Annotated in this window: 15 protein-coding genes; 9 read left to right on the top strand and 6 right to left on the bottom strand. The window is 73.1% G+C overall.

Annotated features, from left to right (window positions below; all coding sequences use genetic code 11):
- Positions 1–30: 30 nt before the first annotated feature.
- The 6 genes from BMW88_RS18890 to BMW88_RS18865 are packed head-to-tail and all read right to left on the bottom strand — an operon-like array spanning position 31 to position 5405.
- A complete protein-coding gene (locus BMW88_RS18890; protein WP_089952344.1) occupies positions 31–432 on the bottom strand; it encodes a DUF6917 domain-containing protein in 402 nt (133 codons plus the stop codon).
- Positions 425–1306 carry a Gfo/Idh/MocA family protein gene (locus tag BMW88_RS18885; protein ID WP_089952686.1) on the bottom strand — a complete coding sequence of 294 codons (882 nt, stop codon included), beginning with the start codon at positions 1304–1306 and terminating at the stop codon, positions 425–427. The genes BMW88_RS18890 and BMW88_RS18885 overlap by 8 nt, the downstream gene beginning before the upstream one ends.
- Positions 1303–2349 (bottom strand): Ldh family oxidoreductase, encoded by a 1047-nt coding sequence (locus BMW88_RS18880; RefSeq protein WP_089952342.1) that lies wholly within the window; start codon positions 2347–2349, stop codon positions 1303–1305. Before BMW88_RS18880 ends, BMW88_RS18885 begins: the two co-directional genes overlap by 4 nt.
- A complete protein-coding gene (locus BMW88_RS18875) occupies positions 2346–3566 on the bottom strand; it encodes a M20/M25/M40 family metallo-hydrolase (protein WP_177221186.1) in 1221 nt (406 codons plus the stop codon). The genes BMW88_RS18880 and BMW88_RS18875 overlap by 4 nt, the downstream gene beginning before the upstream one ends.
- Positions 3563–4381: a sugar phosphate isomerase/epimerase family protein gene (locus tag BMW88_RS18870; RefSeq protein ID WP_089952340.1), complete on the bottom strand. Its 819-nt coding sequence runs from the start codon at positions 4379–4381 to the stop codon at positions 3563–3565. The genes BMW88_RS18875 and BMW88_RS18870 overlap by 4 nt, the downstream gene beginning before the upstream one ends.
- Positions 4371–5405 (bottom strand): Gfo/Idh/MocA family oxidoreductase, encoded by a 1035-nt coding sequence (locus tag BMW88_RS18865; RefSeq protein ID WP_089952338.1) that lies wholly within the window; start codon positions 5403–5405, stop codon positions 4371–4373. The genes BMW88_RS18870 and BMW88_RS18865 overlap by 11 nt, the downstream gene beginning before the upstream one ends.
- Positions 5406–5567: 162 nt before the next feature.
- Here BMW88_RS18865 and BMW88_RS18860 point away from each other — a divergent pair, with 162 nt between their 5' ends.
- The 9 genes from BMW88_RS18860 to BMW88_RS18820 are packed head-to-tail and all read left to right on the top strand — an operon-like array spanning position 5568 to position 15741.
- On the top strand, positions 5568–6713 hold the full coding sequence (locus BMW88_RS18860; protein WP_425434665.1) for a DegT/DnrJ/EryC1/StrS family aminotransferase: 1146 nt from the start codon (positions 5568–5570) through the stop codon (positions 6711–6713).
- Positions 6710–7828: a DegT/DnrJ/EryC1/StrS family aminotransferase gene (locus tag BMW88_RS18855; RefSeq protein ID WP_089952335.1), complete on the top strand. Its 1119-nt coding sequence runs from the start codon at positions 6710–6712 to the stop codon at positions 7826–7828. Before BMW88_RS18860 ends, BMW88_RS18855 begins: the two co-directional genes overlap by 4 nt.
- A complete protein-coding gene (locus BMW88_RS18850; RefSeq protein ID WP_245777904.1) occupies positions 7828–8472 on the top strand; it encodes a class I SAM-dependent methyltransferase in 645 nt (214 codons plus the stop codon). The genes BMW88_RS18855 and BMW88_RS18850 overlap by 1 nt, the downstream gene beginning before the upstream one ends.
- Positions 8469–9401: a UbiA family prenyltransferase gene (locus BMW88_RS18845; protein WP_089952333.1), complete on the top strand. Its 933-nt coding sequence runs from the start codon at positions 8469–8471 to the stop codon at positions 9399–9401. Before BMW88_RS18850 ends, BMW88_RS18845 begins: the two co-directional genes overlap by 4 nt.
- On the top strand, positions 9398–10663 hold the full coding sequence (locus BMW88_RS18840) for an FAD-dependent oxidoreductase (RefSeq protein WP_089952332.1): 1266 nt from the start codon (positions 9398–9400) through the stop codon (positions 10661–10663). The genes BMW88_RS18845 and BMW88_RS18840 overlap by 4 nt, the downstream gene beginning before the upstream one ends.
- 11 nt (positions 10664–10674) lie before the next feature.
- Positions 10675–12150 (top strand): class I adenylate-forming enzyme family protein, encoded by a 1476-nt coding sequence (locus tag BMW88_RS18835; protein ID WP_089952680.1) that lies wholly within the window; start codon positions 10675–10677, stop codon positions 12148–12150.
- On the top strand, positions 12141–12923 hold the full coding sequence (locus tag BMW88_RS18830) for a class I SAM-dependent methyltransferase (protein ID WP_089952330.1): 783 nt from the start codon (positions 12141–12143) through the stop codon (positions 12921–12923). Before BMW88_RS18835 ends, BMW88_RS18830 begins: the two co-directional genes overlap by 10 nt.
- Entirely contained in the window at positions 12920–14293 is a 1374-nt protein-coding gene (locus BMW88_RS18825) for a CoA transferase (protein ID WP_089952328.1), read from the top strand. Before BMW88_RS18830 ends, BMW88_RS18825 begins: the two co-directional genes overlap by 4 nt.
- A complete protein-coding gene (locus BMW88_RS18820; protein ID WP_089952326.1) occupies positions 14290–15741 on the top strand; it encodes a class I adenylate-forming enzyme family protein in 1452 nt (483 codons plus the stop codon). The genes BMW88_RS18825 and BMW88_RS18820 overlap by 4 nt, the downstream gene beginning before the upstream one ends.
- Positions 15742–15883: the final 142 nt, after the last annotated feature.

Raw genomic sequence — 15883 nt, 5'->3', positions numbered from 1 at the left:
GGATCAGCCTGGGGCCCGTTCCGGCTGTGGTCACCTCGACTGGGTGAAGCGCACGTCCAGTTCGGGCTTCAGGCCGAGATCGGGCCCGGTGCGCGGCTCCGGCACGTGGATGAGGATGTTGTAGTGGTTGGGGAAGTGGCACCCGTCGAACCCGAGCACCGTGCCCACCCGGACCCCGCCGATCCACACCTCGTCCCCGCGGTCGATCACGCCTGCGCAGCCGATCTCGGCGAACCCGAGGAACCCGACCCGGTCGATCCGCGCGCCGGGCGTGGTGTCGTCGTGGTCGGTCGTGACCAGCTCGTGCACCTCGCCTTCGCGCACGCACCGGCTGGCGAACGGCTCCAGGCTCATGCCTCGGTCGTCGCGCTGGTGCACCAGCACTTTCACGACCGTGGCGGTGATCTCCCGCTTCGGCCCGTCCTCACGCATGGGCTTCCCTCCGGTACGCCTCGTCCACGATGGACAGCGCCGCCAGACCGCCGTCGGACCACGCCGCCCCGAGCCGCACCGCCTCGGCGAACTCGCGCAGCACGCCCGCGTACTCGTGCCGCAGCGACTCCTTGAACTCCGGGTAGCCGGCCAGCAGGTCCGCGTGGTGCACCGACCCGTCGCCCAGCCGGACCTCGACGTCCTTGACCTCGCCGGAGAACGACCAGTCGAGCTGCACGGTGGCGCGGTCGAGCACCAGCACCGCCTGGCGGTCGACCCCGGCGTCGTCCCGGTCGATCCGCACGCCGCGCAGCGCCACCGGTCCGAGGAAGAGCCGGACGAGGTCGAGCGCGTTCGGGCCGTTGTCCGCGACGCAGCCGCCGCCGCACCGCGCCGCGTCGAGGTACCAGCGGTCGCGGCCGACGTGTTCCTCGATCCGTTCGAGGTACCGCACGGTCAACGACTCGATCGCCGCGTCGCCGATCTCGTCGCGCAACGCGAGCACGTTGCTGTTGTAGCGGCGGTGGAACGCGGTGAACAACGCGACCTGCCGCCGGGCGGCCAGGTCGGCGAGATCACGGCCGTCGGCCAGCGTGGTGGCCAGTGGCTTCTCCACGCACACCGGCAGTCCGGCGTCGAGCACGTCGCGGCACACGGTGGCGTGCACGTCGTTCGGCGCGGTGACGACCACCGCGTCCAGCCCGCCGGCGGCGAGCAGCTCGCGGTGGTCGCGGTGGGCAGGTACCCCGTGACCCGTCAGCACCGCCGGGTCGCGGTCGCAGACGGCGGCGAGCGTGAAGTCGGGGGACCTCTCCAGCGCGGCCAGGTAGAACCGGGAGATCACGCCGAGGCCGATGACGCCGAGCCGCATCATGCGCACACCCCCGTCACCGACCGCAGTTCCTCGAACAACGCGCGCGGCACGGGCACCCCGTGCTCCCGCAACCGCGCGGCCCGTTCCCCCTCGTGCCAGCCGGGGTACGACACCGGGGCCGCGGGGTCGAGCGCGGGCCAGCCGCGCACCGCGGCGAAGAGCGCCGCCGCGTCGGCGGCGAAGCCCGTGCGCAGCAGGTCCGGCGCGATCGCGACCGCCAGGACGCCGATGTCGTCGTCCCTGCCGGGGTCGGTGGACAACGCGCCGAGGGCGGCGCCGGGCACCAGCGCGGCGAGCACCTCGACCAGCAGGCCCAGGCCGTAGCCCTTGTAGGCCCCGGTCGCGGGAGCACCGCCCAGCCACAGCAGGTGGGCGTCGCCCCGGTCGAACGCCGCCGGATCGGTCACCGGCGTGCCGTCGGCGGTGGCGAGCCAGCCCGGCGGGATCGGCTCGCCCACGCGGGCCGCGGCGCGCACCCGGCCGGTCGGCACGACGGTGGTGCTCATGTCCAGCACGAACGGGTGCGCGCCGCCCGCGGGACAGGCCAGCGCGAGCGGGTTCGTGCCGAGCATCGGGGCGGCGCCGCCGGGTGGCCGGGCGATGCGCTGGCCACCGCAGTTCGACGCGATCAGACCGATCATGCCGTGCGGCACCGCCCGAGCGGCGTGGTGGCCCGCGCAGCCGATGTGGGTCGCGCCGCGCACCGACACCATCGCGATGCCGTACCGCGAGGCCCTGTCGCAGGCCAGCTCCATGGCTTCGCTGGCCGACCACAACCCGAGCGCCCGCCGGGCGTCGGCGAGCACGCACGCGCCCAGGTCGGTCTGGATCACCATGTCCGCCAACGGATCCGTGCGGCCGTCGGCGAACAACGGGAGGTACAGCCGAGTGAGGTTGACCAGGCCGTGTGACGTCATGCCGGTCAGTTCGCCGTGGCACAGCGCTTCGGCGGCGATCACCGCCCGATCGGCGGGCATCCCCCTGCCGGCGAACACCTCGGCCACCGTGGACAGCAACGTCCGATAAGGCACCAGAACCGTCATGCTCCTCCATTCCTGGTGAACCGCAGGACGATGTCGCGCACGATGCCGCTGAACCGGTCGAGCTCGGCGACGTCGGCGAACTCGCCGCGGGCGTGAGCGTTGTTGGCGCCGAGCGAACCCGGCCCGAGCACGGCCGTCCGGGCGCCCGGTACCCCGGCCAGCCAGATCGCGTCGCAGGTGAAGGCCGGTTGGTCGGCGGGCCACCCTGGCACGATCGCGTCCAGCAGTGGGATCTCCTGAGCGGGCAGCGCGGGCAGGCCGCGCTTGGCCCACCGCAGGCTCGTGATCGCCGCGGCGTCGGCGGCGGTGCGGTGGAAGAGGGGCACGTCGCGGAAGCGTTCGGAGAACTCGGCGAGGCCGGTGCGCAGACCGGTCTCCATCGCGGCGCTCATGGTCCGTGCCGACTCCGCGCCGTCGTAAGCCATGTTGACCAGCAGCTCGCCGCTGCCGTAGACGCGGTTGTGCAGCCGGCCGGTGTGCAGGCCGGCCACGCAGACCTGGCCGCGCGGCGCGAGCCCGGCCGCGAGGTGCTGGGCGAGGAACCCGAGCAGCACCGTGGCGTTGTGGCCCCGGTGGGGCTCGTCGTCGATCGCGTCGTCGCCGTCGACCCGCACGCTCGCCGTCATGGCCGCGGTGCAGCGCGGCAGGTACCGCAGCCCGGTCGGCTCGCAGAAGATGTTGAGCCCGCCGTGGAACCCCGCCTCGACCAGGGGCCGGGTGCCGAACGTGCCCATGGCACCCCCTTCCTCGCCGGACACGGCCTGGATCAGCACTCCGGTGTCGCGGCCGACCGCGGGGTCCGCGGCGACCGCGGCCCGGATCCCGGCCAGCACCGCCACGGCGGGCCCCTTGGCGTCGATCGCACCGCGTCCGTGGAACCTGGTGCCGTCGAAGCCCTCCGGTTCGAACGGCGCCACGGTGTCGAGGTGCACGTTGAACATCACGGCCGGCTCAGAGGGACCGAGCCGGAGCACCAGGCTCGGCTGGCAGGCGAGGAACTCCGGCCCCACGTCGTGCAGGACCGACGGCACGTCCGGCCGGCGGAGCACCGCGGGTTCGGGTGCGGCGAGGTGCGCGACGCGGAAGCCGACGCCGGCCGCCGCCGAGGCGAACACGTCCATCGCCTCCCACAGGTGCACTTCGGCCGTCGTCTCCAGCGGACCCGCGGTCGGCAGGCTGAGCAGGCGCAGCAGCAGGTCTCGGTCCGGTCCGATCACCGGAGGAGTTCCGCCATCGCCCGGCCCGCCGCGATGAACGACGTCACCGCGTCGCCGGCGAGCTCACCCGGCTCGTGCGGTCGCAGGGCGAGGTGCGGTTCCAGGGACCAGGCACCGCGGTAGCCGTTCGCCCGCAACGCCTTCACGCAGTCCGCCACTCGTGCGGCGCCCTCGCCGGGGATCGTGAACCCGTGCGCGTCCGCGTCCTTGACGTGCACGTGTTCGACGTGGCCGACGATGTCACCCAGCAGGTCGAAGCCGTCATACCCGTGCACGACACCGTTGCCGGTGTCGAACAGCAGTTTCAGCGCCGGGCTCGCGACCTCGTCGAGCAGCTCGAGCATCCGCGCGGCGCTGTCGCCCGCCCAGCCCGAGCAGTTTTCGTGCAGCAGCGTCACGCCGGCGGCTTCGGCCCTGCGGGCGAGCACCCTGATCCGCGTGACCACTCCGGCGCGCCACTCGGCACCGCTCAGGCCGTCGTTGGGGTACGACATGATCCGGAGGTACCGGGCGCCGACCGACCGGGCCCGCCGCGCGAGCACGTCGAGCTCGGCGAGGTCCTGCTCGAAGTCCGCGGTGATCGGACGGGCCCAGTTGCCGATCCGCGAGTCCAGGCAGACCACCCGGAGCCCGCTGTCCGCCAAGGCCGCCGCCGCGGCGGCGAACCGGTCGTCGGTGAGGTCGGCGACGGCCAGCCGGTCGATCGTGCGCAGCTCGATCGCGGGCCAGCCCAGCGCGGTGAGCACCCTGACCTGGGTGGCGAGGTCGTGCGCCGCCTCGTCGGTGATCCCCGCCAGCACCGGGTCAGCCGGCATGGTGCGCCACCGCCACGGGGCCGGTCTCCGTGCGAGCCGCGGGCACCACCGGCTCCGCGCAGATGTTCTTGGCCACCGACAAGAGCTGGACGACCTCGGCGGCGAAGTTGAACCCGCGCGTCTGCTCGCCACCCGCCCGGAACCTGCGGTACGCCTGGATCATCCACTCGGTCAGCGAGTCGTCGCGGAGCACCAGGTGCTCCCGGCGGCCGTTCGCCAGCAGGGTGAGCTGCGAGTGGTCGTCGTCATCGCTCACCGCGAAGTGCCCGACCGCGCTGCCGCCGGCGAAGTCGATGGTGACCCGCCGCTCCCGCACCGGGCTGGTGAGGTCGGAGCTGATCTCGGTGCGCACGCCGGAGTTGTGCCGCAGACCGATGTCCGCGCCGCCCATCCGGGGGCAGCACTGCCCGTCCACCTCCAGGTCCGCTCCCGCCGCGTGGGTGACCCGCGCGGCACCGGCCAGCCGCAACGCGAGCGCGACGCCGTGCGGCAGCTCGACGTCGAACGCCGTCGGATGACCCGGCGCCGCGAACGAACGGCGGAACCGCGGCTTGTTCTGCACGATGGTGATCGACTTCGGCGCGCCGAACGGCCCGGAGTGCGTCAGCTCGATCAGCTTTCTGGTGAGCGTGCTGGTGAGCCACGGTTCGACGACCTCGATGTGCAGCCGGTGCTTGCGCCGCACCCGGATGATCCGCGCGAGGTCGTCGGCGTCGGAGGCGAGCGGTTTCTCCACGACCATGTTGCGGAAGCCGAGCTCGGCCAGCTCGGTGATCACCGCGTGCCGCTCGGTCGGCGGCGTGCAGACGTGCACCACGGTGTTCGCGGGATCGAGCCCGCCCGCCGCCGCGCGGATGCTCGTCGTGGCGACGAGGCCGGGCCGCTGCGGCGGCGTCCGGCGCGGGTCGCACCCCACGACGTCCTGCCCACCGAAGAGCTGCGGGTCGCGCGCCCGCGCTTTCGCGAGCACCGGCAGGTGCAGGCCCGCTCCGGCGCGGCCGAGTCCCACCACGAGTGACTGCACGGTTGAGCCCCATCTTCGAGCAGGAATTCAGGCCGATTCGACGCTAGCGGCAGCCGAGCCGCAGGTGTCAACGGCCGCCACTCCTTCTTGACCAGGAAGAGTGAACCGGATCACCGGCCGGATCGGCTGCCCTACTCTCGGAAACGGTCATTCGCCACGGAGGTGGGTACGCTGTCGGTCCCTTTCCACGTACAATCGGCCACATTCGCAGAACTGTGGCCCACGACTCGGCGACACATTGTCGACGTGATCGAGAATGGCAAATACTCACACGGCCACAAGGTCGCCCGGCTGGAGTCCGCGCTCGCCGCCTACACCGGCGCCAGGTTCGTCATCGGGGTGAACAGCGGCACGGACGCACTGGTCCTGCTGCTGCGGGCGGCCGGTCTGCGGCCCGGCGACGAGGTCGTCGTTCCCGCGTTCTCGTTCGTCGCCTCGGCGTCGTCGGTCGTGCTCGCGGGCGGTCGTCCCGTGTTCGCCGACATCGAGCCCGGCGGGTACGGCGTCGACCCCGCCTCCGTGGCGCGCGTCGCCGGCGAACGCACCCGGTTCGTGATGCCGGTGCACCTGTTCTCGCAGCTCGCGGACATGGACGCGCTGCTCGACGTCAGCCGGGGGCTCGGCCTCGCGGTGGTCGAGGACAGCGCGGAGGCGATCGGGATGCGGCATCGTGGCACGCACGCGGGCCTGCTGGGCGTGGGCGGCGTGCTGTCGTTCTTCCCGACGAAGACGCTGGGCGCGATCGGTGACGCCGGGGCGGTGCTCACCGACGACCCGCGCATCGCCGGCGTGGTCGACGCGTTGCGCCACCACGGCAGGTTCGGCCGCACGATCGACAACTTCCCCGGCATCTCGACGGAGACCGGGCTGCCCGGCATCAACAGCAAGATGGACGACATCCAGGCCGCGGTGCTGCTCGCGAAGCTCACCCGGCTCGACGCCGACATCGCCCGCCGGGCGCGGCTCGCCGCGCGGTACGCGGAATCGCTCACGGGACTGCCGGGCGTGCGCAAACTGCCCGAGGCCCGTCCCGGTGGCGTGTTCTACGTTTACGTGATCGAAGCCGAGGCGCGCGACGAACTGGCCGCGCACCTGTCGGCGCGCGGTGTGCAGACCGAAGTCTATTACCCGGTTCCCCTACACCTGCAGCCGTGCTTTCGCTACCTGGGACACCGTTCCGGTGATTTTCCGAATGCCGAAGCGGCGTGCCGCCACACCCTCGCGCTCCCTCTTTATCCGGACCTGTCCGAGGCGGACGTCGAAAAGGTCTGCGGCGCAATTCGCGACTTCTACCGAGGACGGTCATGAGCGTGCCCTTCTTCCCGCCCGACCTCTTCGACGACGAGCGGGACGTGCTGCTGGGCATCGTCGAGAGCATCGGTCTGGCGCCGGAGCAGAAGTTCATCCTCGGCGCGCACACCGCCCGCTTCGAGGAGGTCGTCCGCGCCGCGGTGGGCGCCACCGAGGCGATCGCCTGCGGCAGCGGCACCGCGGCGCTGTCGCTGGTGCTGCGCGCCATGGACGTGGGGCCCGGCGACGAGGTGATCGTGCCCGCGTTCGGCTGCGCGCCGCTCGCCGCCGCCCCGGCGGTGCTCGGGGCCGTGCCGGTCTTCGCCGACGTCGACCCGTGGACGATGGTCGCCGACCCCGCCGAGGTCGAGCGGCTGATCTCCCCGCGCACCAAGGTGATCATGCCCGCGCACATGTTCTCGGTGATGGCCGACATGCCCGCGATCCGCGCGATCGCCGACAGCGCGGGCGTCCGGCTGGTCGAGGACGCCGCCGTCGCCCAGGGCGGCGTGCTCGCCGGCAGGTCCGCCGGCATGTGGGGCGATGCCGGCGTGTACTCGTTCGTGCAGGTGAAAACGTTCGGCATGCCGGGGGAGGGCGGCATGGTCGTCACGGCCGACCCCGAGCTCGGCGCGGCGGTGCGGATGCTGCGCAACCACGGCCAGGACGGCAGGACGCGGTTCGTGCACCACCGCATCGGCTACAACAGCCGGTTCGACGAGATCATGGCGGCGTTCCAGCTGCACCGGTTCGCCACGTTCCCCCACCGGCTCGAGCGCCGGGCGCGCATCGGTGAGTACTACACCGAACGCTTCGCCGACCTGGCCGGCTGCGGCGTGCTCGCGCCGCCGCCCGGCGGCGACGGCCGGTGCTACTACGTCTACTCGTTGCTCGCCGAACGCCGGAACGCGTTGCGCGATCACCTTGCCGCACAGGGCATCGGCTCGCACGTCTACTACCCGGCGGCACTTCCGCGCCAACGCGCGTTCGCCCCGTACGCCCGTGGCGGCGCCTGGCCGGCCGCCGAGCTGGCCGCGCGGCGCACGCTGGCCATCCCGATCTACCCACATCTGACCGATGCGCAGGTGGAACACATCGCGGACGCGGTGTGCCGATTCGCCAAGGAGTCGTGATGAAGGTCCAGGCAACGCAGGTCCCCGCACCGGACGAGATCGCGGACGAGTGGCGCAGGCGGGCCGACCGCCCCGGCCTGACCCGCGTCATGCGCGCCTCGCAACCGGTCGAGCTCGTCGAGAGCACGACCATCCGCACCCTCCAGCTCGTCACCCACTACCTGCGTGCGCTCGGCCCGGTCGGTTCCGCGCTGGAGATCGGGTGCGGCATGGGCAGGATCACCCCGGCCATCGCCGCGCGGGCAGCCGCCGTCACCGCGATCGACATGACACCGCGCATGCTGGAGCTGGCCCGCGTGGCCTGCGCCCACCTGCCGGGCGTCGAGTTCCGGCAGGCGGCGGTCCAGCGTCTCCCGTGGCGGGACAAGAGGTTCGACGTCGCGATCTGCGTGTGGGTGCTGATGCACGTGCTGGACGACGACGAGATCGCCAGGGCGTGCCGCGCCATCGCGGGCGCGGCACGGCACCTGGTGCTGGTGGAGTACGAGCACGCGGACATCCCGGTCGGCCGGTACTCCCGGCTGCGCGACCTCGACGAGTACCTCGCCCTGCTGCCGGGTTCGCGGCTGGTCGAACGGCAGGAGCTGACCTACGGCGGCGACCGCTCCTTCGCCGCGCTGATCGCCTTGGAGGACCGGCGATGACGGCGTTGGCGGCGACCACGAGAACCCGTGGCAGCGCTTACTTCCGGCTCGCGAAGCTGGACATCCTCGACTACTACCTCGGCGTGGTCGTGGTGTGGACGTTGCTCGTCCCCGCGCTGCGGTTCGACGCGGGCGTGCTCACCACGACCGGGGTGTTCCTGCTCGGCGAGGTGTTCGTGATCGCCGCGATGGTGGCGCTCGACGACCTCACCGGCTACCGCGACGGCAGCGACGTCACCAACTACTCGCCCGACGACCCGGCGCGCAGGCGGTACCGCAAGCCGCTGGTGGCGGGCACGCTGACCGAGGACCAGGTGCTGCGGTTCGCTCAGGTGACCGGTGTGGTCGGCGCGCTGCTGTGGCTCGCCGCCATCGCGATCGCGCCGCACACTCCGTTGTGGACGGTCGTGCTGATCGCCGTCACGTACTTCTTCTCGTTGCAGTACTCGTGGGGCGTGAAGCTGAGCTACCACGGTTTCCAGGAGTTCTTCATCGCCGGGCTCGGCTGGGCGCTGGTGCTGGCGCCGTACGGCCTCGCCACCGGCGCGGTCGACGGCTTCGTGCTGGCCCAGGCGCTGCTGTTCGGGCTGGGACCGCTGCTGTTCGGCGTGTACTCCAACACCAACGACGTGGTGGGGGACCGGTCGGTCGGCAGGCCCACGGTCGCGGCGCTGACCTCACCGCGCGGCAACATGGTCTTCGTCATCGCGGTGTCGGCGGCGGAGCTCGCGCTCGTCCTGGCGGTGCCCGTGCTGGGCGGTCCGTGGTGGTTCCCGCTCGCTCTGCTGCCGACGATCGCCCTGCGGGCCAGGCAGGTGTGGATCGGGTTCGCCCGGCACGACATCCTGCGGGCCAGGAAGCTCGGCATCCGCATCCACCGGATCACCGTGCTGGCGCTGGTCGTCGTGAACCTGGTGGTCTGGACGTGACCGACCTCGACGTGGCCGTCGTCGGCGCCGGCGTCGCCGGGCTGACCACCGCGTTCCGGTTGCGCGCGACGGGCAGGCGGGTGCGGGTCTTCGAGGCGGCCGACGTCGTGGGCGGCCGGATGACGACGGTGCGCGAGGACGGCTTCCTCATCGACACCGGCGCCGAGCAGATCCCCGCGGCCGGCTACCCGGAGACGTGGAGACTGCTGGGAGAGCTCGGCATCGATCAGGCCGCGGTGCCCAGGATCGGGCGGGGCATCGCGATGTGGCGCGGCCGGGCGCGGCCGGGCGTCGCGAGCGCACGCGGCCTGCTCAGCGGGGCCGGCCTGCCCGTGCGGGCCAGGCTGGAGCTGCTGCGGTTGCTGCGCGGGCGGTTCGACCTGGAACGCCCGGAGGACTCGACGCACGCCACGATCGCGCAAGCGTGCCGGGGTGACCTGCTCGACTACCTGTGCCAGCCGGTCGTGTCGGGGTTCTTCGGCTGGGACCCCGCACGGTCCGCCATCGCGCCGTTCCTCGCGCTGCTCACCTCGATCGGCCCGGCGTCGACCTGGCGGACCTACCGCGACGGCATGGACGCGCTCGCCCGCGCGCTCGCCGCACGGGTGGACGTCACCACCTCGGCTCCGGTCGACCGGGTGGCCGACGACGGTTCCTCCGCGCGGATCTTCGTGGGAGGCGAGGAGATCAGCGCCCGCTCGGTCGTGCTGGCCGTGCCCGCACCGGTGGCGCGCCAGGTGTTCCCGGAGCACGGATCGGAGTTCATCGACGCGTGCTCGTTCTCCTCGGTGGTGAAGGCCCACCTGCTGCTCGACCGCCCGCTGGGCCGTCGTGACTACGCGGTGGTCGTCCCGACCGCCGAGAACGGCACGGTCTCCACGGTCATCTTCGACCACCTCAAGCACCCCGGCCGCGCACCGCGGAACCGCGGCCTGGTCACGGTCATGGCGCACCCGTCGGTCGCCGGGGACCTGATGACGGCACCCGACGCCGAAGTGGCGGAGCGGCTGACCGGCGCCGCCGAGCGCCTGGTGCCTGGGCTCCGCGCGGCGACCCGCAGGGTGGTCGTGCGGCGGTTCCGGCACGCGCTGCCCGAGGCGACACCGCGGGCGCTCGCGCTGCGCCCGGAGTTCGAAGCGGGGCTGGGCGGGGCCGTCGACTACGCGGGGGACTGGGTGTACCTGAGCCCGTGCAGCGAGGCGGCGGTGCGGTCCGGCCTGCGCGCGGCGCACCGCCTGGCCAGGAAGGAGGAACGGGTGTGAAGCCGCACGACATGGGCACGTTGTTCGACCAGTGCGCCGGCGCGGCGACGACGGTGCGCCTGGACCGGCCGTTCGACATCGCGCCCGGCGGAGGCGACACCTACACCGTCGCGCAGCTCGCCGAGCTGGTGCTCGGCGCCGCGGGATGGTTGTCCGAGGCGGGGGTGCGGCCCGGTGACCGGGTGGCCGTCGTCAAGCGCAACCACTGGGACTACGACCTGCTGGCGTGCGCGGCGGTGCGGCTCGGCGCGGTGCCCGCGCTGCTGTCCTGCCACCTGCCCGACGACACGCTGGACATCCTCATCAAGCGCCTCGACCCGGCGCTGGTCGTCACCGACAGGGCCCTCGGCGCCTCCAGGGTGCTGCGGATCGACGAGTTCACCGCCTCCCGGCCACCGCCGCCGCACCGCAGGCACGACGACGATCCGTTGATCATCAACCACACCTCCGGCACCACCGGCGTGCCCAAGCTCGTCGTGCACACCACCCGGACGATCATCGACCGGCTCGCGCGGCCGGAGTCGGTGCGCTGGCCGGTGATCGGCACCCGGCGTGACGACGTGATGGGCAACGCCAGCTCGTACGCGCACGGTCGCACGTTCTGCTGGACTGCGTCAGCGCTGTGCCTCGCACCGCGGGAGATCGTGATGCTGAGCGACGCGTCCTCCGCGGCGCGGATGTTCGGCGCGCACCCGCCGACCGTGCTGGAGGCGCTGCCCTCGGCCTACGTGCGCTGGCGACCGCTCGCGGCCGGGCCGGACAACCCGTTCCACGCGGTCCGCCGGTTCGTCAGCACCTACGACGCGATGCACCCGCCGGTGATCAGGACGATGCTGCACGCGTCACGCCGCAGGCGTCCACTGTGGATGCAGGGGTGGGGGCAGACCGAGACGGGGCCGCTGTCGTTCCGGTTCCTCACCCGGCGCACCGCGCACACGACCCGCGACCTCGGCCGGCCGATGCCGGGAATGGCGCGGCTGCGCGTGGTCGACCCGCGGACGCTGGAACCGGTGCCGCGCGGCACCCCGGGGCTCGTGTTCGCCCGCACCCGTGCCCGGTGCGCGGGCTACGTCGGCGAGCAGGACCGCTGGCAGGCCAAGGCGGACGGACCGTGGTGGAACACCGGTGACCTCGGCATCGTGAGCCGCACGGGCGCGGTGACGCTGCTGGACCGCGAGGTGGACGCGGCGGCGGGACTCAGCTGCCTCGCCGTGGAGGACACCGTCGAGGACCGGCTGCCCGGCGTGGTGGAGTGCGTCGTGCTCGCCGCGTCCGGGAGACCGCCGATCCCCGTCGTGGTGACCGACGCGGAGCTGGACCCGGCCGGCTGGCGGCTCGCGGTCGCCGAGCTGCCGCCGATGGCCGAGCCCGTGGTGCTGCGCTGGGACGAGGTGCCGCGCACCGCGACCGGCAAGGTGCGCCGGCTCGAACTGCTGGCGCGGCTGGTGGGCGCCACCGACACGAACGGCTCAGGGAGGTGGACGTGACCACGACCTACGTCTTCGACAACCACAGCGTGCACGCGACCGAACAGCACCGGTGCCTCAGCGAGGCGTACGACCCGTTCACGCTGGCCCGGCTGGCCGAGACCGGCGTCGGTCCCGGCTGGCGCTGCCTCGAGGTCGGCGCCGGCGGCAGCGGCGTCGCCCACTGGCTCGCCGCCCGCGCCGGCTCGGTGCTCGCCACGGACATCAAGCCAGAGCACATCGCGCCGGCGCGCGGGCTCGTGGTCCTCCAGCACGACATCGTGCACGACCCGTTGCCGGACAACGAGTTCGACCTCATCCACGCGCGCCTGGTGTTGCAGCACCTCCCCGAACGCGAGGAGGTGCTGCGCAAGCTGGTGCGCGCGGTGAAGCCCGGTGGGTGGCTCCAGATCGACGAGTTCGACATCTCCTACGGCCCGGTGCTGCTCGCGCCGGACGACCAGGCGGCCCGGCTCTACGAGGCGTTCCTCGCCGCCAAGGAGCGGACGTTCCGCGCCGCGGGCGGGGACGGCACGTGGGGCAGGCAGGTCGCCGCGTCGATGGCGGCGGCCGGGCTCGTCGACGTCGACCCGGTGCCCGCGCTGTTCCCGTGGCACGCGGGATCGCCGGGCGTGCGGCTGCTCGTGCACCACACGCACCACCTGCGGGACAGGCTGGTCGCGGCGGGCATGACCGACGAGCAGCTCGCCGGGGTGCGGGCGGTGATGGCGGACCCGCGGTTCCGCGCCTCGTCCTGCGTCGTCTACTCGGTGCACGGGAGGCGGCCCGCGTGACCCTCTCGCTCGACGCGGTGTCCGTGTCCGTGGCCGGACCGCTCGACCTGCCGCTCGCCGGAGAACTGGACGTGCAGGCCGCGTGCGGGGTCATGCACGTGCACGGCCGCCGCTTCGGCAGACCGACGCCGCTCGGCTTCGGCTACGCCTCGATCGTCGCGGCCGAACTGGCGGAGCTGGGGGCCCTGGCGCTGGCGTTCGCGCGGCACCGGGGAATCCCGCTGCGCGCGGTGTCCACCTCGCTGGCGCAGGCCGCCCTGCTCGCCGTCGCGCAGTACCTCGCGGCGGCGACGGCGGACGAGCCGGACGAACCGCATCCCCCCGGCGGCCCGCCGTTCCACTCGGCCGAGGGAGTCGCGTTCGAGATCGAGGCGCTCGACCCCTCGGTGTGGCAGCGCTTCTGGGCCGAGCTGGGCGCGGACGGCCACGCGGTGTCGCGGGGGTGGCGGCCGTTCCTGCACCGGTTCGCGACCGCGACCTGTCCGCTGCCCCTGCTGGCCGACGTGCTCGCCGCGCACCCGTTGGCGCGCATCACCGACGTCGCCCGCCGGACCGGCATGACGCTGGTGCGGGTGGCGGAGCAGCCGGTGAGCCACGTGCCCGCCTTCGTGCTGAGCGGCGCGAGCGGCGGTCACCGGCGCGGGCGGTCCGCTGATCCACTTCCTCTGGCCGGGCTGGTGGTGGTCGAGTCGTGCCGCCGGGTGCAGGGTCCGCTGGCCGGGCACCTGTTGCGGCTGCTCGGCGCCACGGTGCTGCGCGTCGAACCGCCCGGCGGTGACCCGTCGCGCTGGGTGCCGCCCACCGCCGGCGGCACCTCGGCCCGGTTCCACGCACTCAACCGGGGCAAGGACGTCGTCGAGATCGACCTGGGCACCCCCGGCGGCCGGCGGGAGCTGCTCGACCTCGCGGCGGACGCGGACGTGTTCCTGCACAACTGGGCGCCGGGCAAGGCGGAGCAGTGGTCGTTGCGGCCTGCCGACCTCGCCGCGGTGAAGCCGGGGATCGTGTACGCGCACGCGTCGGGCTGGGGCACCGAGCTGGGCCCGAACCCGCCGCTGGGGACGGACTTCGTCGTGCAGGCCCACAGCGGGGTCCCGCCATCGCTGATGACGATCGTCGATGTGTTCGGCGGAGTCGTGAGCGCGCACGGCGTCGTCGCCGCGCTGGCCAGCGGCGCCACGCGGGTCGACTCGTCGCTGCTGTCCGCGGCCAGCAGGCTGAACGCCCGGTCACGGCGCCGATGCGCCGCACCGCTGACCGTGCCGGTGTGCGACGACCTGACCGCGCTCGCCGCGGACCCCCGGTTCGCCGGCGCCCTCGTCCGGGACGGTTGCGTCCTGGTCTCCTCGCCGTGGGAGTTCACGTCATGACGTGGGTGTCCGCCACCGGAACGGTCCTGCGCGACCTCGTCCCGGCGGAGCTGCGCCGCGGCTGGGTCGCCGCAGGGCACTGCCCGGACCGCGACCTGCACTCGTTGTTCCGCGACCGGGTCCGCGAGCACCCGGACCGCACGGCGCTGGTCGACGACGAGGGCGAGCTCTCCTATGCGGAGCTGGACCTGCTGGTCCGAGCTCTCGCCGCCCGGCTGCCGTACGGCACGACCGACATCATCGGTGTCCAGGAGCCGGACGGACGTGCCGCCGTCGTCGCCGAGCTGGCGGTGCTCGCGGTCGGCGCGGTGGTGCTGCCACTCCCCGCGGACGCCGGCTCGTTGCTCTCCCGCGCCGGCGCGAGCGCGCTGATCGCCGGCGGGGCCGTCAGCGGTAAGGAGGGCACGAACACCGCGGAGCACCCGCGACCCCACCCCGAGGCGCCGGCGAAGATCCTGCTGTCGTCCGGCTCGGAGAGCGAACCGAAGATGGTCGCCTACTCCCACAACGCTTTCGCCGGTGGTCGGGCCAACTACCTGCGCGCCCTGCACGGTGCCGGCCCGGCTCCCCGGGACCTGGTGCTCGTCTCGCTCACCTCGTCGTTCGGCTCGTTCGGCGTGCCGATCACGTTGTGCTGCCTGGGTGGCACGCTGATCGTCACCCGGCGGTTCGCACCGGCCACCGCGATGCGGCTGATCGCCGAGCACCGCCCGACGCACGTGTTCGCGGTGCCGACGATGTGGCACCGGCTGGTGGACCACCCCGGCGACGTCTCCGGCCTCGTCGCGCTGGTGTCGAGCGGCGACGTGCTGCCGCCCGCGACACTGGCCGCGTGCCGCGCGCGGTTCGGCGTCGACGTGATCACCGTCTACGGCTCGTCGGACGGCGTGAACTGCCACACGACGACACCGGAGAACGGCGTGGGCGTCCCGGACCCCGCGGTGTGCGACATCCGGATCGTCGACGGCGAGATCTGCGCGCGAGGCCCGATGACACCGCTGTGCTACGTCGGCGCGCCGGAGCTGGACGCCCGCCACCGGCTCGACGGTGGCTGGGTGCGCACCGGCGACCGCGGCCACTTCGACGGGGAGGGCCGGCTGCACGTCACCGGCAGGGCGAAACGCGTGGTGATCCGCGGCGGCTACACCATCAGCCCCGCCGAGGTGGAACTGGCGATCGGCGGGCACCCGTCGGTCGGTGAGGTCGCCTGCGTGCCGGTGCCGGACACCGAGCTGGGCGAACGGCTCTGCGCGGTCGTGACCGTCCGCGCGGGACAGTCGCTCGACCTCCCCGGCCTCACCGCGTTCCTGTCCGCGCGGGGGCTGGCGAAGCCCAAGCTGCCCGAGTTCCTGCTCACCGTGCCCGATCTGCCTACGGGTCGCACCGGCAAGGTCTGTCACCGCACGCTGGCGCAGGTCGCTGCGGATCGGTGTGGAGTGAGCGCGTGACCGCGCGGCGCGGGCCGGGTCTCGGCGCGCTCGGCAGTGGTGGTGGTTCCGTCGTGTAGCTGAGGTTTCCGCTCTGGCGGACCTGTCGCACCGGCAAGGTCTGCCACCGCACTCGGCACCCGCGGCGGCCCCTTCGTGAAAG

The organism is Lentzea xinjiangensis (genome assembly GCF_900110955.1).
Lineage (GTDB): Bacteria > Actinomycetota > Actinomycetes > Mycobacteriales > Pseudonocardiaceae > Lentzea > Lentzea xinjiangensis.
Note: the sequence above shows the minus strand (reverse complement) of the source record. Positions and strands in the feature narration are given on the sequence as shown.